18 protein-coding genes are annotated in these 18,400 nt (G+C 62.0%); 13 read left to right on the plus strand and 5 right to left on the minus strand.

Annotated elements, in window-relative coordinates:
* Positions 1 to 44 precede the first annotated feature (44 nt).
* The 5 genes from ACIGDJ_RS20105 to ACIGDJ_RS20125 all read left to right on the plus strand — a co-directional run bounded on the left by ACIGDJ_RS20105 (position 45) and on the right by ACIGDJ_RS20125 (position 6,753).
* The gene (locus tag ACIGDJ_RS20105) at positions 45 to 1,397 is read left to right on the plus strand and encodes a 3-oxoacyl-ACP reductase (protein ID WP_397479417.1); all 1,353 of its coding nucleotides are present in this window, start codon (positions 45 to 47) and stop codon (positions 1,395 to 1,397) included.
* Between the two features lie 2 nt (positions 1,398 to 1,399).
* Complete coding sequence (locus ACIGDJ_RS20110) at positions 1,400 to 2,254, plus strand: MaoC family dehydratase (protein WP_397479416.1); 855 nt, start codon at positions 1,400 to 1,402, stop codon at positions 2,252 to 2,254.
* A gap of 303 nt (positions 2,255 to 2,557) precedes the next feature.
* Positions 2,558 to 4,165, plus strand: coding sequence for a collagen-like triple helix repeat-containing protein (locus ACIGDJ_RS20115; RefSeq protein ID WP_397479415.1), 1,608 nt, complete (start codon positions 2,558 to 2,560; stop codon positions 4,163 to 4,165).
* A gap of 132 nt (positions 4,166 to 4,297) precedes the next feature.
* The gene (locus tag ACIGDJ_RS20120) at positions 4,298 to 5,968 is read left to right on the plus strand and encodes a ShlB/FhaC/HecB family hemolysin secretion/activation protein (protein ID WP_397479414.1); all 1,671 of its coding nucleotides are present in this window, start codon (positions 4,298 to 4,300) and stop codon (positions 5,966 to 5,968) included.
* 437 nt (positions 5,969 to 6,405) lie between these two features.
* Positions 6,406 to 6,753, plus strand: coding sequence for a DUF6124 family protein (locus ACIGDJ_RS20125; protein WP_101158261.1), 348 nt, complete (start codon positions 6,406 to 6,408; stop codon positions 6,751 to 6,753).
* A gap of 496 nt (positions 6,754 to 7,249) precedes the next feature.
* Here the strand turns inward: ACIGDJ_RS20125 and ACIGDJ_RS20130 are convergent, their stop codons facing one another.
* Together ACIGDJ_RS20130 and ACIGDJ_RS20135 are read right to left on the minus strand one after the other, a co-directional pair.
* A complete protein-coding gene (locus ACIGDJ_RS20130) occupies positions 7,250 to 7,657 on the minus strand; it encodes a response regulator (protein ID WP_101158263.1) in 408 nt (135 codons plus the stop codon).
* A gap of 80 nt (positions 7,658 to 7,737) precedes the next feature.
* Positions 7,738 to 7,938 carry a Flp family type IVb pilin gene (locus ACIGDJ_RS20135; protein ID WP_178081171.1) on the minus strand — a complete coding sequence of 67 codons (201 nt, stop codon included), beginning with the start codon at positions 7,936 to 7,938 and terminating at the stop codon, positions 7,738 to 7,740.
* A gap of 328 nt (positions 7,939 to 8,266) precedes the next feature.
* On the opposite strand from ACIGDJ_RS20135, the gene cpaB reads away from it, so the two are divergent.
* From cpaB to ACIGDJ_RS20175, 8 genes are read left to right on the plus strand one after another with little or no spacing between them, the layout of a single operon-like run.
* On the plus strand, positions 8,267 to 9,208 hold the full coding sequence (cpaB, locus tag ACIGDJ_RS20140; RefSeq protein ID WP_397479413.1) for a Flp pilus assembly protein CpaB: 942 nt from the start codon (positions 8,267 to 8,269) through the stop codon (positions 9,206 to 9,208).
* A 20-nt stretch (positions 9,209 to 9,228) separates the two neighbouring features.
* Positions 9,229 to 10,446 (plus strand): type II and III secretion system protein family protein, encoded by a 1,218-nt coding sequence (locus ACIGDJ_RS20145; protein ID WP_312997324.1) that lies wholly within the window; start codon positions 9,229 to 9,231, stop codon positions 10,444 to 10,446.
* Positions 10,443 to 11,633, plus strand: a complete 1,191-nt coding sequence (locus ACIGDJ_RS20150) for a CpaE family protein (protein WP_397479412.1) — start codon at positions 10,443 to 10,445, stop codon at positions 11,631 to 11,633. The genes ACIGDJ_RS20145 and ACIGDJ_RS20150 overlap by 4 nt, the downstream gene beginning before the upstream one ends.
* Entirely contained in the window at positions 11,630 to 12,898 is a 1,269-nt protein-coding gene (locus ACIGDJ_RS20155; RefSeq protein WP_101158271.1) for a CpaF family protein, read from the plus strand. The genes ACIGDJ_RS20150 and ACIGDJ_RS20155 overlap by 4 nt, the downstream gene beginning before the upstream one ends.
* A gap of 17 nt (positions 12,899 to 12,915) precedes the next feature.
* On the plus strand, positions 12,916 to 13,800 hold the full coding sequence (locus ACIGDJ_RS20160; protein WP_397479411.1) for a type II secretion system F family protein: 885 nt from the start codon (positions 12,916 to 12,918) through the stop codon (positions 13,798 to 13,800).
* Between the two features lies 1 nt (position 13,801).
* Positions 13,802 to 14,686, plus strand: coding sequence for a type II secretion system F family protein (locus ACIGDJ_RS20165; protein ID WP_397479410.1), 885 nt, complete (start codon positions 13,802 to 13,804; stop codon positions 14,684 to 14,686).
* 23 nt (positions 14,687 to 14,709) lie between these two features.
* The gene (locus ACIGDJ_RS20170) at positions 14,710 to 15,432 is read left to right on the plus strand and encodes a tetratricopeptide repeat protein (RefSeq protein ID WP_397479409.1); all 723 of its coding nucleotides are present in this window, start codon (positions 14,710 to 14,712) and stop codon (positions 15,430 to 15,432) included.
* Positions 15,433 to 15,442: 10 nt separating this feature from the next.
* On the plus strand, positions 15,443 to 15,715 hold the full coding sequence (locus ACIGDJ_RS20175; RefSeq protein WP_101158279.1) for a DUF3613 domain-containing protein: 273 nt from the start codon (positions 15,443 to 15,445) through the stop codon (positions 15,713 to 15,715).
* A gap of 105 nt (positions 15,716 to 15,820) precedes the next feature.
* On the opposite strand, the gene ACIGDJ_RS20180 is transcribed toward ACIGDJ_RS20175, so the two are convergent.
* The 3 genes from ACIGDJ_RS20180 to ACIGDJ_RS20190 form a co-directional block, all read right to left on the minus strand.
* Positions 15,821 to 16,183 carry a DUF6124 family protein gene (locus ACIGDJ_RS20180; protein WP_397479408.1) on the minus strand — a complete coding sequence of 121 codons (363 nt, stop codon included), beginning with the start codon at positions 16,181 to 16,183 and terminating at the stop codon, positions 15,821 to 15,823.
* An 858-nt stretch (positions 16,184 to 17,041) separates the two neighbouring features.
* Positions 17,042 to 17,809: a response regulator gene (locus ACIGDJ_RS20185; RefSeq protein ID WP_397479407.1), complete on the minus strand. Its 768-nt coding sequence runs from the start codon at positions 17,807 to 17,809 to the stop codon at positions 17,042 to 17,044.
* A 118-nt stretch (positions 17,810 to 17,927) separates the two neighbouring features.
* A complete protein-coding gene (locus ACIGDJ_RS20190) occupies positions 17,928 to 18,398 on the minus strand; it encodes a prepilin peptidase (RefSeq protein ID WP_101158283.1) in 471 nt (156 codons plus the stop codon).
* Positions 18,399 to 18,400: the final 2 nt, after the last annotated feature.

Raw genomic sequence — 18,400 nt, forward strand, 5'->3', positions numbered from 1 at the left:
GCAGGCAGTCCACACTTTGAACCCCAACTTCTGGAGAGCGTTCCATGTCTGACCGCTATATCGACTTCGCCAACTCATCCTTCGGCCATCGTCTGGTCGGGGCCTTGGGCCTGCCGTCGCCGGTGCGGCTGGAACGCTGGCAAGCCGGGCGTCTGCGGCCGATCGAGGGCGCCTTGCTGCTCGGTGGCGGGCCGCTGGCCGAACGGATCGGCGTGTTTGCCAACCGCTTGACCGATGCGATCTACAGCTACGGCACCGAGCCCTCGCTGGCCACCGCGTGGATCCCCGGCCACGGGCCGAAACTCAAAGCGGTGGTGTTCGACGCCAGCGAACTGCAGCACACCGACCAGCTCAAACAACTGCGCGAATTTTTCCAGCCATTGATGAAGAATCTCGACCACAGCGCGCACCTGGTGATCCTCGGTCGCGCGCCGGAGACCCTGAGCGATCCGTTCGCTTGCAGTGCACAACGGGCGCTTGAAGGATTCTCGCGTTCACTGGCCAAGGAGCTGCGCAGCGGAGGCACGTTGCAGCTGATTTACGTCGGCGACGGTGCCGAAGATCAACTGGAAGGCCCGCTGCGATTCTTCCTCTCGCCGAAAAGTGCTTTCGTTTCCGGCCAGGTGATTCGCCTGACCGCGTGCGCCACGCCAGTCACCGACTGGACCCGACCGCTGGCCGGGCGCAAGGCGTTGGTCACCGGTGCTGCACGCGGCATTGGCGCGTCGATCGCCGAAACCCTGGCCCGTGACGGCGCCGAGGTGATTCTGCTCGATGTGCCACCGGCCAAAACCGACCTCGAAGCCCTCGCCGCCCGCCTCGGTGGCCGCGCAATCACTCTTGATATCTGCGCCGATGACGCCGCCGCGCAATTGATCGAACACCTGCCCGAGGGCCTCGACATCCTGGTGCACAACGCCGGCATTACGCGCGACAAAACCCTGGCCAACATGACCCCGGAGTTCTGGGACGCGGTGCTGGCCGTCAACCTGAATGCGCCGCAAGTGCTGACCAAAGCCCTGCTCGACAGCGGCACCCTGCGCGACAACGCACGGGTGGTTCTGCTCGCCTCGATCAGCGGCATCGCCGGCAATCGCGGGCAGACCAACTACGCGGCGAGCAAGGCCGGCCTGATCGGTCTGGCGCAAGCCTGGGCGCCGACACTGCTCGAACGCGGCATCAGCATCAACGCTGTTGCCCCGGGTTTTATCGAGACGCAAATGACTGCGCACATTCCATTCGGCCTGCGCGAGGCCGGGCGCCGCATGAGTTCGCTAGGCCAGGGCGGCTTGGCGCAAGACGTCGCCGAAGCTGTAGCGTGGCTGGCGCAACCGGGTACAGGTGCGTTCACCGGCCAAGCGCTACGAGTCTGTGGGCAAAGCGTTCTGGGGGCATGAGCATGAGCATCGAATGGCACACGCTGGATCGTGAACCGAGTCTGCCGGGGCTTTATTCGCGCGCAGCGACGCGACGCAAAATCACCGGCACGCAACTGCCGGACAGCGGCCTGCGCTGCTGGGTCGATATCGACGGCAAGCGGCTGGCGGCTTATCGCAAGGTCTGCGGGTTCGTCGATGACGGCCTGCTGCCGCCGACCTATCCACACATCCTCGCCTTCGCCTTGCAGATGCAATTGCTCACGGCCAGGGATTTTCCTTTCCCGCTGCTGGGGCTGATTCACCTGAGCAACCGCATCCGTGTGCTGCGGCCAATGGGCGCGATCAGTCGCGCGCAAGTCAGCGTGCGGGTGCACAACCTGCAGCCACATGCCAAAGGCGCGACATTCGATCTGCTCACCACCCTGGACGATCAACTCGGGCCGTTGTGGGAAGCCGAAAGCCGCATGCTCTGTCGCGGCGTGAAACTCGAGGGCGAGGCGCTGGCTGAGGACTGGCAGCCGTCTCGGGATTTGCTGGAAGTGGCGCGCTGGACGGCGCCGGCCGATATCGGTCGCCAATATGCGAAAGTTTCCGGCGACTACAACCCGATTCACCTGAGTGCAGCGAGTGCAAAACTGTTCGGTTTTCCCACGGCGATCGCCCATGGTTTGTGGAACAAGGCGCGCACGCTGGCGGCACTTTCCGATCACCTGCCCAAAGCCAATCTGGAAGTCGCCGTGCATTTTCGCAAACCGGTGCGCCTGCCCAGTGACGTGACATTACTGGCGAGTGCGGCGGGCTCCAGCGGTGAATTGCGCCTGGTCGGCGCCGGCGACCTGGAACATATGGTCGCTCAATGGCAACCGATTGCTTGATCCGCGGCGCGGGGAGAACCCGTCAATTGTGTGTATATCACTTACGTTTTCCCCCGCCCTGCCGGCGCGTTCATAAAAAACCGAGCCTTGAATTTCAAGGCTTTTTTTTGCGCGTTTATCACCTGGGTATTAGTCCTTCGGCATAGCGCCGAGCCCGCTATAAAAACGGGTTAATACCAACTTGAGAATGGTGAAAAACCTGCCCTCCACTGAGATTACAGCCACGGACGAGGCATCGACGACGACAGATCGGCGGGCCATCGAAGGCAACGTAACGTTGTGACAGGTGCAGGAATCTCAATCATGAAAACTCAAGTGATGTGGTCCAAATCGGCAATTGCGCTGGCATTGATTCTTTCTGTAGGGCTCGTCGGCTGCAGCAGCGGTGGTGGCGGACATCGCAGCAGCTCGGGCAGCTCGACGGCGGACGGCACAGCGGGCACCGATGGCAGCGGTGGCGCGGGTGGCGCGGATGGCGGAACCGGCGGCGATACGGCCGGCACTGGCGGCACTGGTGGCACCGGCGGCGATACCGCAGGCACTGGTGGAACCGGCGGCACTGGCGGCACTGGCGGAACAGGCGGCGGCACCGATCCGAGCAATCCAACCAACCCGACCGACCCCACCAACCCGACCAATCCCGCTGCACCTTCGCTGGTAACCACAACACTTGTTCAGGACGTCGGCAAAACCGTCAGCGGTGTCGGCGATGGCGTCGGCCAGATCGGCGATTCGCTGAGCACTGTTCCGGTCGCTGGCGGCATCGTGCAAAGCGTGGCCAACACCACCGGCAACGTGGTCAGCACCTTGGGCGATGGCGTCACTGATGGCATCGGCAAACTGGCCACTGACCCCAACGGCCTGACCACCACCGTGGCCTCGGTTGGCGGTGTGGTTTCCGATGTTGGCAACGGCGTGTCGGACCTCAGCGTCAAACTGAACACTGCGACCCGTAGCGTTCCCGTCGTTGGCGGTGTAGTCACCCGGGTGGCGCCGCTGGTCGATGGCATCGGCGAAAAAGTCACCATGCTCGGCGACACCCTCAACACCTCACTGACCAGCGGACCGACCAGCCAGTTGACCAACAAGGTCGGCAGCGGCCTGGTGCCGGTGATCGCCATGGTTGAAAGCACCACCGACAAACTCGGCGTTGCCACCGGCCTGGGTGATCCGCTCAAAGGGGCAATTGCGACAGTCGGTGGCACTGTGAACAGCCTCGGCGGCAAGCTCACCGATGCCGGCAACGGCAATGCCCTGACCAACACCCTCGGCGGCGCCCTGAGCAACACCGGCACGGCGGTCGGCAAAGCGGGCGGCCTGGTGTCCAATGGCACTGGCTCGGGTAATGGCGGCATCGGTGGCATCGGTGGCGGGCTGGGCGGCACCGGTCTGCTGCAAACCGTGGGCGGCGCCGTGGTCAACGTCGGCAGCGGTCTGAATGCCGGCAGCACCAGCGGCGTGGTCAGTGCCGGCGGCGTCACCGCTGGCGGGCTGGGCAACACGATAGCTTCGCTCAACACCGTACTTGGAGGCTCGGGCACGCCGATCACGGCAACCACTTCGCCGCTGGCCAGCGTCGGCACCGCAGTCGGTGCAGGCCTCAATCCGGTCACCAGCGCCGTCACCACTGTGACTCAACAGGTGGGTGCCGCTACCGGTCTCGGCACTCCGGTTGCCGGTATCACCAGTCAAGTCGGCGCTGCGGTCGGCAATCTCGGCGGGGCGATTGCCGCCACCAACAACCCGGTCACCACAGCGGTCGGCGGTCTGGTCAGCAATGTCGGCGGCACAGTGGCGGCAGTGGGTGGTCTGGTCAACGGTGGCACTGCTACCAGCGGCGGCACGGCAACCGGTGGTCTGGGCGGTGTACTCGGCGGCCTGACCGGTGCGTTGAGCGGCACTCAACGCTGAATTGCACCTGGCCGATTCGACGGCCTTACCTACAGCGCCTACGCTTGGTTGAGGGCGGAAGATTCCCACGAGTCTTCCGCTTTTTCTTAGGAAAAATCAGCCTCGTGCTGTGTCCTGACCATGGAGTGTCCTATGCGCGTCCTGGCATCCCTGCTGTGCCTGAGCCTCAGTTCCGTTGCCCTCGCCGACACCTTGCCCAGCTTTCTCAACAGTAACGAAACCACGCGCAACCTGCCCGTACCCAACCTGCCCGCCGACGCCTATCGCCCGAGCGCGGCACCGCTGCAAGTGCCCGACCCGGGCGCGACCGCCGCACAGCCACTGCTGATGGAAACCAGGGTCAACCTCAAGACCGTGCAGATCGAAGGCGGCACGATCTATCCGCTCAACGAACTCGCGCAAATCTACAAGCCTCTGATCGGCCGCCAGGCCAGCCTTGCCGAACTGATCGAAGCCACGCGCAACATCACCCGCCGCTATCAGCAGGATGGCTATCTGTTGTCGTACGCGTTCCTGCCGCAACAGAACTTCGATGACGGCGTGGCCCGCGTGGTGCTGGTCGAGGGCTACGTGCGCGATATCCAGATGCAGGGCGACATTGGCCAGGTCAAAGGCCAGCTCGACAAACTCGCCGCGAAAATCCAGGCCGAACGCCCGCTGACGCGCAAGACCTTCGAGCGCTACACCACGCTGATGAGCCGCATTCCCGGGGTAACCATTCAAGCGCAAGTGCCACCGCCGGGCACCACCGATGGCGCGACCACTCTGGTTGCCCAGGCCAGTCGCAAACCGTTCACCAGTACCCTGAGCACCACCGAAGACAACCGCAACGGCCCGCAGGCGTTGCTCGGTGTCAGCAGCAATTCGCAAACCTCGATGGGCGAACAGTTGAGCCTCAGCGGCCTGTTCCCGCCGGGCGACGACAAAGAACATTACTACCGTCTCGACTACAGTCAGTTCCTCGACACCGAGGGCACGCAACTCAACGTTTCGGCCTCGCGTTACCGCGCCGACCCGAACACCGAAGTGCTGGTGGGCGGTGGCGGACGCCTGAGTACCCATCGCGAGAACGATCGCTATTCGATCGGCTTCAGCACGCCCCTGATCGCCTCCGCCAACGAACTGCTGACCGCCGGCTCGCGCCTGTATGCGGTCGACGACAAGACGCGCTATGACGGCATCAACTTTCCCTTCAGCACCGAACTGCGCACCGACGTCCGCGCCCTCGCCTTCGAAGGCGACTGGCGCAAAGCCGACGCCCGCCAACTGCGCATCCTCAGCGCCGGCGTTTACCAGGGCTTCGACAGCCTCGGCGCGCACACCAACTACGACGACATCGACCTGGATTTCTTCCGCGTCAGATTGTCCGGCGTGCAGAGCGACAAGTTTCTCGACAACTGGCAAGGCGTGCTCTCGGCGGCGCTGTACTGGAGCGACGACACCTTGCCCGACAGCGAACGCGCCGTGTTCGGCGGGCAGAACTTCGGCCGTGGCTACCCCGACGACCAGGCCTCGGGCGACAAGGGTTGGGGCGTCGCTTACGAGGTCAACTACAGCTTCAACCGCGACGGCAACTGGGTGCGCATCCTGCAACCCTACGTCGTCGTCGACCGCTCGCGCAGCTGGTTCAACCAACTGCCGGTGCAGGCCAACAACCTGTCATCGACAGCCCTCGGGCTGCGCTTTGGTGATGCCAGGTATTACAACGTGGCCCTGGAAGTGGCGAAGGCCATGTCCGATGAAGCGCTGGACACGTTCAATCGCAAGCCGCGGTACAGCATCAGTTTCAGTTATCAGTTGTGAGAAGCGGCGGCGTGTCAGTCGGGAGTCTTTCAACTGACACACCGTCTACGCGAAATGGTTCGGCTATTCGATCGATCTATCGCACCGCTTAAACTAGCCGTTTAAACACACGCCCCGTTACCTAGCAACAGCCCACAAATCCTTGCGCCATTGCCTACGGCTACGCCAGAATCCGCCGGCTTGTGCGCCTGGGGCGCGGGTTCTATCGTTTGCCTGCCACTGCTCATCAGTGGTCGGGTTTAGTCGCCCGCTTGTCCACGCCGCACAGGTCCCTGTCAGCCAGGTATTGCATACCTGCACTTGATGGTGGCTGTGCGCAGGGCGCCTCCGGGCGCGCCGATTTCGTGGCTCATCGGTCGACTAACCTGCGTGCAGCTGCCTCCCTTTCGTTTAGTCGCGAACGGGTTGCGGCCCTACTCCATCAGGAGACTGAGCCCGTGAAAAAGATAACGCCCGATCCACCCGTTGCCGATCCGCTCCTCGAAGCGCAAAAGCTCAAGGAAGCCGCCGACCGCGCCATCGATTACTACCTCAACCCCCGCCTCATCAAAGACCCCGCCGCACCGCGCAAACCCAGCACCCTGTTCCTCGTCGACCCGGCTGCGGATAACGAAACCCTGTTGGTACATGCCTGCGAATCACTGGCCTCGGCGAGCATCATGGCCAGCGACCTCGCCGGATTTATCGATGGACCGCAGCGCAGCTCCCTGTTGGGGATACAGCAAGTGATCATGCTGGGCGAACTGGCGGTCAACCGCGTACTGGACAGGCTGGTGCCTGAGTGACGGGAGGGAAAAGCAGTTGCAGGTGGTGAGTCATAGAGAGATGTAGTGGCGGGCAGGCCGCCTTCGCGAGCAAGCCCGCTCCCACAGAAAAGTAAAAGCTAAAGATCGCAGCCTTCGGCAGCTCCTACACGATGAGCGTTAGCTCGAGTAAAGCTTTTGATCTTGATCCACCGGCGACGTCGGAAGGCTGAGTGGAGGGATTGATCCGGGCGGGGGAGCGCAGCGACCGTCTGGCGCAGCCAGACACAGCGCAAGGAGGTGCAGCGAAGCAAACCGTAGCCGCTGCGCCCGGATCGATCCCGCAGCGAAGGAACCCGAGCCTGCGAGGGCCGAACGTAGGAGCAAGCGTTTTTTTGCTTACTTTTTTACTGGGCCGGCATTCCGGGCGTTTGTAAAAAAAGTAAGTCGCCGTAAGGGCGAAACCGCCAGCCGCAACACCCGCAGGAACGGATATTCACCCACCCCCAAGAACACGGTCGGCCCAAAGGCCGCCGAGTCACACGACCTCGACCCGAGGCTTGGGAAACAGATTATCGAGAGTCTCCAACAACCTCACGTGATATATCGGCTTGCGAAACAGATCCAGCACCTGCAACCGCAACATATCGCTGACATCCTCCATATCCGCATGCCCCGACATCACAATCACCGGCAAATGCTCCCGCGACGTATGCTCACGCAACCGCCTGATCAACGACATGCCCGACTCCTCCGGCATGCGCAGATCAGTAATCACCAAAGCAATATCCGGATGCCGGGTCAGATGATGCAATGCCAGCTTCACCGACGTCGCGGTATGACAGGCAAACCCCTCCCCCTCCAGCAACTCTGCCAACTCCAGCAACGCGTCTTCTTCATCATCAACCAGAAGCAGTTGTTGGCGGGACGACGAAGACGCGTTCATGGGCAATACCTGAATGCTGAAGAATTAATCCAGTGTAGTGCGATATCAGCCAGGTGCAGTGTTCACACGTCCGCAACGCCCTAAGGAGTCGCAGCCGGAAGTGCATTCAGAATGCTGTCGAATATCGCCAGGATCCGTTCCCCGATCGGCGTTATGAATGCCACAACCACCACCGCCACCATCGCCACCACAATCGCATACTCGATCGCCGAAGCCCCCTCTTCGCTGCGGGCAAACGCGCGAGCCCTGGCGATCACATAATCCAGATTCAGACCCAACATAGCTCCACTCCTTCGCGCCTCTGGCGCCGACATCACCACCGCGGCAAGGTTCCACCGTGCCACTTGAGCATTGTCAACAAACCCCCGCGCAACAACTGTAAGAACGCATTAATCACAAAGCATTAATCCCTGCGTGTCTCGGCCCTTTGCAGCAGTCAATTGGGCAGGACCCAGACTTTGGTGGGTTATTTGCCTGTCATTAATGGCGCTTTTGCTTGGATCAGCTAGCTTGGAAATAGCGAAATAGTTGCATGTTCATAACTGCCGAAGCAGTCCGCCTTTCGCAAGCAAATGCAGTCGGTTGTGCAGCAGGAAAGGGAGAGCCGTCATGAACAGTCGCGTCACCATGGGCCTTGCCGCGTTGCTGTTGCTGGGGGCAGTTTTCGTCGGTTACTGGGGACTCGTGCTCAGCCGTCAGCCGGCCCCGGTCGTCGACGTGCCCGTGGCATCAGCGGTCAGCGTTGAACAGACTGTCGCGATTGCCGAAGACCAGACCCGCCAACCGGTGGTGGTGCTGCTGCATGACGTGCCGCCGTTCACGCCGTTGACCGCCGCCGACGTGACCGTGGAAAAACTGCGCAGCGCACCGGCCGGCAGCCTGGCCACTGTCGAACAGGCAGTGGGCCGCACGCCATGGCGCCACCTCAGCGCCGGCACGTGGCTCAATGACGAAAGCTTCCAGGCCGGCGGTGCGCTGGCGCGAATGATCCGCCGCGATGAACGCGCGCTGACCGTGGCCGTCGATGAAGTGATCGGTGCTGCCGGGCAATTGCTGCCGGGCGATTACGTCGATGTGCTGCTGTACCTGCGCGAGGATGCAAGCAACCTGCAGCAGTCGGCGCAGATCGCCATTCCGGCTCTGCGCGTGCTCGGCATTGGCGATCAGTACGGCCTGACCAATGACGGCCAACCGGCTTCGCCCAGCCTCAGTGCCGAAGAAAAAATCAAACAGGATCAACGCCGCATCGCCGCGCGCACCGTGGTGCTGGCGGTGCCGGAACAACTGCTCAGTCGTCTGATGCTGGCAACCCAGGTCGGCACGTTACGCCTCGCGGTGCGCAGCAGCGAAGAACAACGGCTGGCCAAATATTGGGCCGGCGAAACGCAATCGCCCGTGCACCTGGATCGCGCCAACAGCCAGCTCTTCCAGTTCACCCAACTCGCCCTGGGCAGTGCCCAGCGAGCACCTGCCACCGCGAGTGCCGGCGCGGCGCCGAGGCCTGCGGTGGAAATCATTCGCGGCAATCAGATCAGCCAACAAACCCCATGACTGCGCAAGGATTCACGTGCATGCAGAGTCGACTCAGACCGACCTTGAAACCGGCGCTCCGGGCATTGCTGTTGTTGGGATTGTCGATGGACACCGCTGTCGCGGCGGTGGGCAACTGCGCGGCACTGGCGCGCCTGCCCTCGGTGATCGAGATCGGTGAAGGCTTCCAGCAGGACATGCAATCCCCGGTGGCGATAACGCGGCTGGCGGTCGGCGATCCGAAAATTGCCGACGTGCATGCCAACGGCAGTACGTCCTTTCTGCTCACGGGCGTCGGCCCCGGCGCGACCAGCCTGATGGTCTGGACGGCCTGCTCGGCGCAGCCTCAGCAAGCCATAGTCTTCGTCCAGGGTGCGGCGACCACGGCGCTGACCAGCAGCGTGCCGTCGGACGATCCGACCCTGCCTTCGCAGGTGCAGACCGACATTCGTTTCGTCGAAGTCAGCCGCACCAAACTCAAGGAAGCCACCGCGTCGCTGATCGGCACGCGCGGCAACTTTCTGTTCGGTTCGCCCGGCACACTGCCGCCGATTGACGGCGTGCCGCAGCCGCGCTTGCCGGTGGATAACTCGCTGTTCAACTTCTCCTGGGTCGGCGGCAAGACCATGGCGATCATCAATGCGCTGGAAACCAGCGGCTTTGCTTACACCCTGGCCCGGCCGAGCCTGGTGGCGTTGAACGGGCAGAGTGCGAGCTTCCTGGCCGGTGGTGAAATCCCGATTCCGGTGCCCAGTTCCGGCAGCGACAGCGTGTCGATCGAGTACAAGGAATTCGGCATCCGCCTGACGCTGACGCCAACCATCATCGGCCGCGACCGCATTGCCCTGAAGGTCGCCCCGGAGGTCAGCGAACTGGACTTCACCAATGCGGTGAACATCGCCGGCACCACCGTCCCGGCGCTGACCATCCGCCGTACCGACACCAGCGTGTCGCTGGGCGATGGCGAAAGCTTTGTCATCAGCGGTTTGATCAGTACCACCAACAGTTCGCAGGTGAACAAGTTTCCCGGACTGGGCGACATTCCCGTGCTCGGAGCTTTTTTCAAGGGTTCGCAGATCAAGCGCGAAGAGCGCGAGCTGCTGATGATCGTCACCCCGCATCTGGTCCAGCCACTGGCGGCAGACGCGCGGCTGCCGTCGTTGCCGGGAGAGAAATTGCGCAACTACGACCCGAATTTCTATCGCATGTTCTTCCTCGAGAACGGCAACTTCGACAAGCGCAGCGGGTTGTCGCAATGAACCAGAATCTCAGTCAGACCTTCCTCGCCATCACCCGCAACAGCACCGATCTGCAATGGCTGCAAAGCGCCCTTGCGCCGCTCGGCCAAGTGGTCAGCGCCGGGGCCGGCAGCCTCGATGAACTGCTCGCACTGGTCGACGTGACGTTCGCCAATCTGGTGTTCGTCGGCCTCGATCGCGAGCACGTCGTGGCGCAAAGTGCGCTGATCGAAGGTGCGCTCGAAGCCAAGCCGATGCTGGCAATCGTCGCCCTGGGCGACGGCATGGACAATCAACTGGTGCTCAATGCGATGCGTGCCGGCGCGCGGGATTTTGTCGCCTATGGCTCGCGGTCCAGCGAAGTCGCCGGACTGGTACGGCGCCTGAGCAAACGCCTGCCGGCGGTCACCCCGAACACGCAGCTCGGTGGTCTTACTGTGCTGTATGGAGTGCAAGGTGCGTCGGACGGCGCCTTGATCGCCAATCACATGGCCATGGTGGTGCAGAAAAGCGGCCAGCAGACCCTGCTGCTCGATCTCGGTCTACCGCGTGGCGACAGTCTGGCGCTGCTGGGTCTGGAGAGCTCGTTCCACTTCGGCGATGCCCTGCGTCACCTGCGCCGCCTCGACACCACGCTGATCGACAGCGCCTTCACCAGCGCCGAACACGGCCTGCGCATTCTCGCCTACGCCGACACTGATGAGCCGCTGGAAACCACCAGCGCCGCCGAGCTGTACATGTTGCTCAGCGCTTTGCGTCAGCACTTTCAGCACATCGTCGTGAACCTCACCGGGCAGGCCGACAGTGAGGCGCTGCGCACTTTCGTCAGCCATTGCGACAAGCTGCTGTGGTACACCGACCAGAACGTACTCAACTGTCGACGCAACCTCGCCGTGCTTAACCTCTGGCGCGAGAAAGGCATGAAGCTTGAGCACGGGCGCCTGTTGGTTGATCGTTATTTGAACAACGTCGCGCCGGATTCGGAAACCTTGGGCAAGACCTTCAATCTGGAAGTCATCGCCGTGCTGGCCTTCAGTCCCGACGTGCGCCTGAATGCAAAGAACCAGGGCGTCAGCCTGTTCGAACTGGCGCCCCGGGAAAAACTCACCCAGAGCCTGCGCGCCCTCGGCGAGCGTCTGGCCAAGCGTTCCGAAGGCCTGAGCAAACCGAAAGTCACCTGGTTCGATCGTCTGCGAGGCCACTCATGAGCGCAGAAAAACTCTTTGGCGCGACGCCACGCGGAGCGATCGGCAACAGCGATCACGAAGGCCTGAAACTGGTCCTGCACCGCTACATCATCGACGCCATCGAGGAGTCGGGGAAAAACCTGCTCGAAGGTTCACGCCAGCAACTGGCGCAATTCGTCACCGACAAGGTCGCCGAATACATCGCGCGTCTGCACCTGGCGATCTCACGCTACGAGATGGAGCGCCTGGGCGAAGAAATCGTCGATGAGCTCACCGGTTTCGGCCCGCTGGAAGTGCTGCTGCGCGACCCATCGGTGACGGAGATTCTGGTCAACGGCCCGCACCGGGTGTTCATCGAGCGCGACGGCGTACTGCATCAGAGCGATCTGCGTTTCATCGATGCGCATCACGTCGAGCGGGTCATGCAGCGCATTCTCGCGCCGCTCGGTCGCCGCCTCGACGAGTCCTCGCCGATGGTCGATGCGCGCCTGCCAGATGGCAGCCGGGTCAATGCAATCATCCCGCCGATAGCCCTCGACGGGCCGTGCCTGTCGATCCGCAAGTTCCGCAAGGACATGCTCAACAGCACTGATCTGATGGCGATGCAGACCATCGATCTGGCGATTTTCGAATTTCTGCAGAACGCCGTAGGCAAGCGCTGCAACGTCCTGATCAGCGGCGGCACCGGCACCGGCAAGACCACGCTGCTGAACATCCTCAGCCAGTTGATCAACCCCCACGAACGGCTGGTGACCATCGAAGACGTCGCCGAACTGCAACTCGGCCATCCGCACGTGGTGCGCCTGGAAACCCGTCCGCCCAACGCCGAAGGCCACGGCGAGGTCAAGGCCAGCGACCTGATTCGCAACGCCCTGCGCATGCGTCCTGACCGGATCATTCTCGGCGAGATCCGTGGCGTCGAAGTGGTCGACGTGCTCACCGCCATGAACACCGGCCACGACGGTTCAATGAGCACCGTGCACGCCAACAATGCGCAGGATGCGTTGCTGCGCCTGGAGACGCTGGTCGGCCTGACCGGACGCTCGATTGCCGAACGCACCTTGCGCCAGATGATCTGCGCCGCCCTCGACGTGATCATTCAACTGACGCGCATGCCCGATGGCCGGCGCTGCGTCAGCGAAGTGGTGGAAGTGGTCGGGATTCGCGAGGACGTCTACGTCACCAACACCCTGTTCCGCCTCGACCGCCGCACGGGTTTCGGCTTCCTGCGCGAGGCGATCAACCCGGCCGGCGACAAACTGCGCCATGACGCTCACCTGGGCTGACGGCGAGGAGCACGCAGATGCTGCGACCGACCATTCTTATCGCTGTCTGCCTGGTACTGCTGGGGCTGTCGATCCATCTGTTCCTGCAAGGTCTGCACAAGACCGCGACGGAAAAAGTCCTCAACCGACTGGCCGCCGGGCAACCGCAACTGGCCGTGGAACAGACGAAATGGGTCGGGCTGGAACGCATGTTTCTGCGTGCCGGACTGGGCCGACCGAGCGAGCGTTTCGGCGTGTGGCTGAGCCTGTGGGCAGCGGCCATGGGCCTGGGGTTTCTGCTCGCCAGCTGGATCGGTTTGCTGATCATGCTGATCGCCCCGCCCGTGGCGTTGCGGCTGTACATCGCCATTCGCTACCAACGGCGGATTCGCCGCATGATCGAGCAGTTGCCGCAACTGCTCGACCACACCGTGCGCAGTCTCAAGTCCGGGCGCACGCTCAGCGATGCGGTGATGGGGGGCATCGAGGCCAGCGAGGATCCATTGAAAACCGCCATGGGCCGGGTGCAGCGCAACGTGCAACTGGGCGTGAACCTGCCGGACGCGGTCAGCGATTTTGCCGAACTTTACGAGCAGGACGAACTGCGCATGTTCGCCCTCGGCCTGAAGGTCAATCACCGCTACGGCGGCAACGCCAGTGAGCTGCTGGAGAACCTGATCAAGCTGATCCGCGAGCGCGACCAGGGCGCTCGACAGCTGCGAGCGCTAACCGGGGAAACGCGCATGACCGCTTGGGTGCTCGGTCTGCTGCCATTGCTTCTGATGAGCTACTTCATGCTGACCAACCCCGGCTACATGCTCGGCATGTGGAATGACGAAAGCGGCCAGACCATGTTGCTTAGCGCCGCCGCGTTGCAGGTGCTCGGCAGTCTGGCGCTGTGGCGCATGCTGCGGAGCGTTTGAGATGGTCTGGCTCGCGGCGTTGCTGTTTCTGCTCGGTTCGCTGTTATTGCTGGGCAATCACCTGCTCACCGAGCGCCGCCGCGTGCGCCAGGTGCACCTGCGCCTGCACGGTCAACGGGTGCGGGAAAACCGTTTCGACCATTGGCTGCGCGCAATGGGGAACAGTCGCTTTGGCCGGCGCTCGGTGAGCATCGACAGCGAAACCCAGACCTTGCTCGGTCGCCTCGGCTGGCGCCGTGCCAACGAACGCGCGTTGTTCGCCGCGTGCCAGATCGGCACGCCGCTGCTCGCCCTGGGGTTGGCGATCTTTCTGCAGGAAGTGTTTTTCCCACAGACCAGCCATCGCTGGATGGCGCCGATGTTCGCTGCGGGCGGCGGCTATCTCTTGCCCAAACGTCTGCTCGCCTACGCCGCCGCCCGTCGGCAGAAAACCATCGCCGTGGAAATCTCCACGTTCATTCCGCTGCTGCGCATCCTCTTCGAATCCGGCATGGCCGTGGAACAAGCGCTGCGCGTGCTCAGCGTCGAAGCGCAGAAACTGCTGCCGGAACTGACGCGCGAACTGCGCCTGATCCTCAACCGCGTCGACTCGGGTCTGGAACTGGGGCAGGAGCTGAACAAGACGGCGGTGATGCTCGCCGTGGACGAGTTTACCGACACCTGCGTGATCCTCCAGCAACTGATCCACCAGGGCGGCGGCGCGATGAAATCGTTGCTGGCGCTCAAGCAACTGCTGGATGACCGTCGCCTGACCCGGCTGCAGGAATACATCTCGAAAATGTCGGCGAAGATGTCGGTGGTGATGATGCTGTTTCTGTTTCCTGCCCTGCTGATCGTTTTGGCCGGCCCGGGCTTCACCGCCATCGCCCGCGCGTTCGCAAACTGACCTTGGCTCAAGGAGAGCGCTTGATGAAAGTACTGATAGTCATGGCAAGTCTGCTGCTGCTCAGCGGCTGCGCCACCGACGGCCAGGCACCGTGGACCTCGCTGCTGTCGCCGTCCAGCTGCAGCAAGCTGACCTCGGAACAGGAACTGTCGCTGAACCTCGCCGATGATCTGGCCAGCGACGGCAAGCTCCACGCCAGCCTGGCCAACCTGCAAAGCCTGCCGGACAACCTCAGCGAAGTGCGCCTGCGCAAAGCCAAGGTCTATCGCCTGCTCGGTCGCAGCGAAGCCGAGCCGCTCTACCGCAGCCTGCTCGGCGGCTGCCTCACCGCCCAGGCCGAACATGGCCTGGGCCAGGTCTACGCCGCCCGTGGCGACAACGGCCAGGCCCAGGCCCACCTGCAACGCGCCGCCCGTCTGGCGCCCACCGACGAGAAAATCCGCAACGACCTCGGCGTCGTGTACCTCAACCAGCTGCGCCTCAACGAAGCGAAATTCGAATTCCTCACCGCCATTGAACTGAGCCAGAACAATCAGTTGGCGACGCTGAACATGGTCACTTTGCTGCTCTACCAGAACGACTGGCCACAGGCCGCCGAAATCGTCAGCCGCTCGAAACTGACCCCGGAACAATTCACCGAAGCGCAGCAACGCGCGGAGAAACTCAAAGCGCCAGCCAGCGCCAAAACCCCATCAGGCGACCGCGTCGCCGCCTTCATCGACCCGCTACCGCCGACGCTCGAATAAGGAGACAGCCATGAACATTCGCCAAGGCCTGTGCTACCTGACCCTGCTCACACTGCCCCTCAGCGCCCACGCCATCGACACCGGCCCCGCCTCGGCCCAGCAACAGGAAACCGAAGGCTGGCTGGTCCTGCAAAGCCGCAACAAAGCCGCCTCAGCAAAACCCCAAAGCGCCACCGCCACCGAACGCGAACTGGCGATGCAGCGCTGGCTGAAGAAATACCGGTACGAGATTCCGGATTTTTATGATCCGGATGCGGGCGGGAAGATCGAGGGCAAGAATTAGTTTGTTGGTGCCCTTGAAGGCCCCTTCGCGAGCAGGCTCGCTCCCACAGTCGACCGCGTGCTTTTTGTGGCAGCGAGCCTGCTCGCGAAGAACGATAACGCGGTTTCAGCGCTGCGGATCAACCCGATCCAGCGCCCGATTTACCGCCAATTCCGCCAGCATGACGATCTGCTGAATGGCCAACGCCGTGCTGCGCTGAAAACCGCTCAACTCGCCAGCGAAATTACTCGCCATGGCACTCGCTGACGCCAGCGACTCACAGGCATGCGCCAACAGGCTTTCGGTATCGACATTGGGCGCCACCATGAACAGCGTGCTGGGCGGATGCGGTTTTGCGGGTTCGGGGCAGAGATAGAAATCGAGCGCGCGTTTTATCGCTTCGCGGTTTTTCACAAGATCGTCGGCGCGCATGGCGTCTTCGAGCGGGGTGGTGGGGGATGGGGGTGGGTCTGGGATCAGTTTGTCCATGAGAACTCCTACTTGGCTGTGACGCCCTCTTCTGTCGTTTCCACACGACAAAAGGTGGCAGCTGTACGCAGGGTGGAAAACCGATAAGTAGGCAACCGGCCAGACCAAAGTCTGCCCACGCACAGCCGCCGCGACACAGTTTGCAGACGAACGAACCCGCCGACAACGTTTACGGTAGCGATGCAAAGCAACTACTTGAATGTCAGGTTTCCACACCTGGCCGCTGAGTTGTCAGCGACAGCCAGAGACTAGTGACCCGACGTCCGACGGACAACCTGAAAACCTTGTGGGAAGGTTCTGGTTATTTTGAAACAGATTTAAACGACTTCGAGTTATCGGCGGACCGACTGGCCTCATCGCGAGCAGGCTCACTCTCTACAGAACAGCAAAAGCAAAAGCAAAGATCGCAGCCTTCGGCAGCTCCTACAGTTGGATCACGTACCAATTAAGAACAGGTCGGCTGTCAGGCCGCCTTCGCGAGCAGGCTCGCTCCCACAGAAAGCAAAAGCAGCGCAGCTGCCCGCGGCGAAGCCGCACCACTCAACAATGAGCGCAAGCTCGAGTAGCTTTTGATCTTGATCTGGGAGCCCGTCGGCAGGCTGAGTGGAGGGATTGATCCGGGCGTGGGAGCGCAGCGACCGTACGACGCAGTCGTACACAGCGGAAGGAGGTGCAGCGAAGCAAACCGGAGCCGCTGCGCCAGGATCGATCCCGGAGCGAAGGAACCCCGAGCCCCAGCGAGCGGGCCGAACGTCAGGGCGAAGACCTTTTGGTTCCTTTTGGGGCGTTTGCCAAAAGGGACTCGCCGTAAGGGCGAAACCCTAAGAAGCCGTTACCGCAGCAACGGATATTCACCGATTAATGAGCCGTAACGCGCTGCCGCCCCGCCGAACTACCAGGAGAAAGCGCCAAAGCCAACTGCGTCCGATTATGCATATGCGTCAACCGCAACACCTGCGACACATACAGCTTCACCGTGTTCTCGGTAATCCCCAACTCACAGGCAATCTGATAATTGGTCTGCCCCTTGCCCACCAACCGCGCCACGTCCAACTGCCGCGGCGACAACTGACTGAACACCGCCGGCATCTCGGCAGACTCAGGCTCACCATCACTCACCTGCGGCGCGGGCGAACGCCGCACCTTGTCCAGATCCTGATAAAGGTCATCAATGGACTCGGACAAGAACTGCAACTTCTGATTCAAGTGCCCAAGGTGCAAGTTCTTCTGCCGCTCCTGCAAAGCCAATTCCTGACGCTGCACCCCTTCGAGCAACTCACCCAGATCGATCGGCTTCTGATAGTAATCGGCAATCCCCGCACGCAACGCCTTGATCACATCCTGCTTGTCGGCGCGCCCGGTGAGCATGATCGCCTCGAACACCCGCTGCTTGCCGGCCAGCCGCTGCAACGCCTGGATCAACTCGATGCCATCCATGTCCGGCATGTGCAAATCACTCAGCACCAGACCGATGTCCGGGTCCGCTCTGAACAGCTCAATCGCTTCAAGACTCGAATCGCACGGCACGCAACGGTAGCCACTGCTCTCAAGAAACTCACACAGTTCTTCGACGATCAGCGGCTGATCATCGACCACGAGGATTTTTACTGCATTAGGCTTGTTCACGAACCACTCCATTGCTCGGGCCAACGCTGACGATTCCTGCACTTTGGTGGCGTATTCGCCTGAATTGAAAGTAGACCCACTTTCCGGCTATGTACATAGGACTAGTGGCAGCCCGCAGCTAGCTGATCCAGTGCAGCGAAAGCACCACTCCAATCAGCACGAACGGCGCAAATGGCAGCTTTTTTGACTTATCCGGGGTGAGATGGCGCACATGCCCTCTAAGCCCTTGACCCATATGAGGCCAGAGTTTTGGCGCGAGCAGCAGCCAGAGCACGCTGGCCACGCCCGCGCCGATAAACGCACCGAGAACAAATACGCCGTTCGTCGCAAGGCCCAGGGCTGTCATTAATTTCACATCACCAGCGCCCATGCGACCCAGCAAGTGACCGGGCAATGTCAGCAGCAAAGCGATCAGGCAGGCCCACCCGCCCTGCTGTGCGTCGGCGCCCAGCCAAGTCGTGCCAGTCGCCAACAACCAGACCAACGCAAGCGCGCCGACGCCTAACGTCAAAGCATTGGAAATTCGCCGGTGCCGGGCATCTTGCGCGGCGCAGATCGCCAACCAGATCAGAACCAGAGAAATCTGCATCC

Source organism: Pseudomonas sp. NPDC079367 (assembly GCF_044542195.1).
Taxonomy (GTDB): Bacteria; Pseudomonadota; Gammaproteobacteria; order Pseudomonadales; family Pseudomonadaceae; genus Aquipseudomonas.

What these genes read in the sequence shown, in the direction of transcription:
- ACIGDJ_RS20105 (WP_397479417.1), top strand. Translation starts at nt 45, where the DNA reads ATGTCTGACCGCTATATCGACTTCGCCAACTCATCCTTCGGCCATCGT.
- ACIGDJ_RS20110 (WP_397479416.1), top strand. Translation starts at nt 1,400, where the DNA reads ATGAGCATCGAATGGCACACGCTGGATCGTGAACCGAGTCTGCCGGGG.
- ACIGDJ_RS20115 (WP_397479415.1), top strand. Translation starts at nt 2,558, where the DNA reads ATGAAAACTCAAGTGATGTGGTCCAAATCGGCAATTGCGCTGGCATTG.
- ACIGDJ_RS20120 (WP_397479414.1), top strand. Translation starts at nt 4,298, where the DNA reads ATGCGCGTCCTGGCATCCCTGCTGTGCCTGAGCCTCAGTTCCGTTGCC.
- ACIGDJ_RS20130 (WP_101158263.1), bottom strand. Translation starts at nt 7,657, where the DNA reads ATGAACGCGTCTTCGTCGTCCCGCCAACAACTGCTTCTGGTTGATGAT.
- ACIGDJ_RS20135 (WP_178081171.1), bottom strand. Translation starts at nt 7,938, where the DNA reads ATGTTGGGTCTGAATCTGGATTATGTGATCGCCAGGGCTCGCGCGTTT.
- cpaB (WP_397479413.1), top strand. Translation starts at nt 8,267, where the DNA reads ATGAACAGTCGCGTCACCATGGGCCTTGCCGCGTTGCTGTTGCTGGGG.
- ACIGDJ_RS20145 (WP_312997324.1), top strand. Translation starts at nt 9,229, where the DNA reads ATGCAGAGTCGACTCAGACCGACCTTGAAACCGGCGCTCCGGGCATTG.
- ACIGDJ_RS20150 (WP_397479412.1), top strand. Translation starts at nt 10,443, where the DNA reads ATGAACCAGAATCTCAGTCAGACCTTCCTCGCCATCACCCGCAACAGC.
- ACIGDJ_RS20155 (WP_101158271.1), top strand. Translation starts at nt 11,630, where the DNA reads ATGAGCGCAGAAAAACTCTTTGGCGCGACGCCACGCGGAGCGATCGGC.
- ACIGDJ_RS20160 (WP_397479411.1), top strand. Translation starts at nt 12,916, where the DNA reads ATGCTGCGACCGACCATTCTTATCGCTGTCTGCCTGGTACTGCTGGGG.
- ACIGDJ_RS20165 (WP_397479410.1), top strand. Translation starts at nt 13,802, where the DNA reads ATGGTCTGGCTCGCGGCGTTGCTGTTTCTGCTCGGTTCGCTGTTATTG.
- ACIGDJ_RS20170 (WP_397479409.1), top strand. Translation starts at nt 14,710, where the DNA reads ATGAAAGTACTGATAGTCATGGCAAGTCTGCTGCTGCTCAGCGGCTGC.
- ACIGDJ_RS20175 (WP_101158279.1), top strand. Translation starts at nt 15,443, where the DNA reads ATGAACATTCGCCAAGGCCTGTGCTACCTGACCCTGCTCACACTGCCC.
- ACIGDJ_RS20180 (WP_397479408.1), bottom strand. Translation starts at nt 16,183, where the DNA reads ATGGACAAACTGATCCCAGACCCACCCCCATCCCCCACCACCCCGCTC.
- ACIGDJ_RS20190 (WP_101158283.1), bottom strand. Translation starts at nt 18,398, where the DNA reads ATGCAGATTTCTCTGGTTCTGATCTGGTTGGCGATCTGCGCCGCGCAA.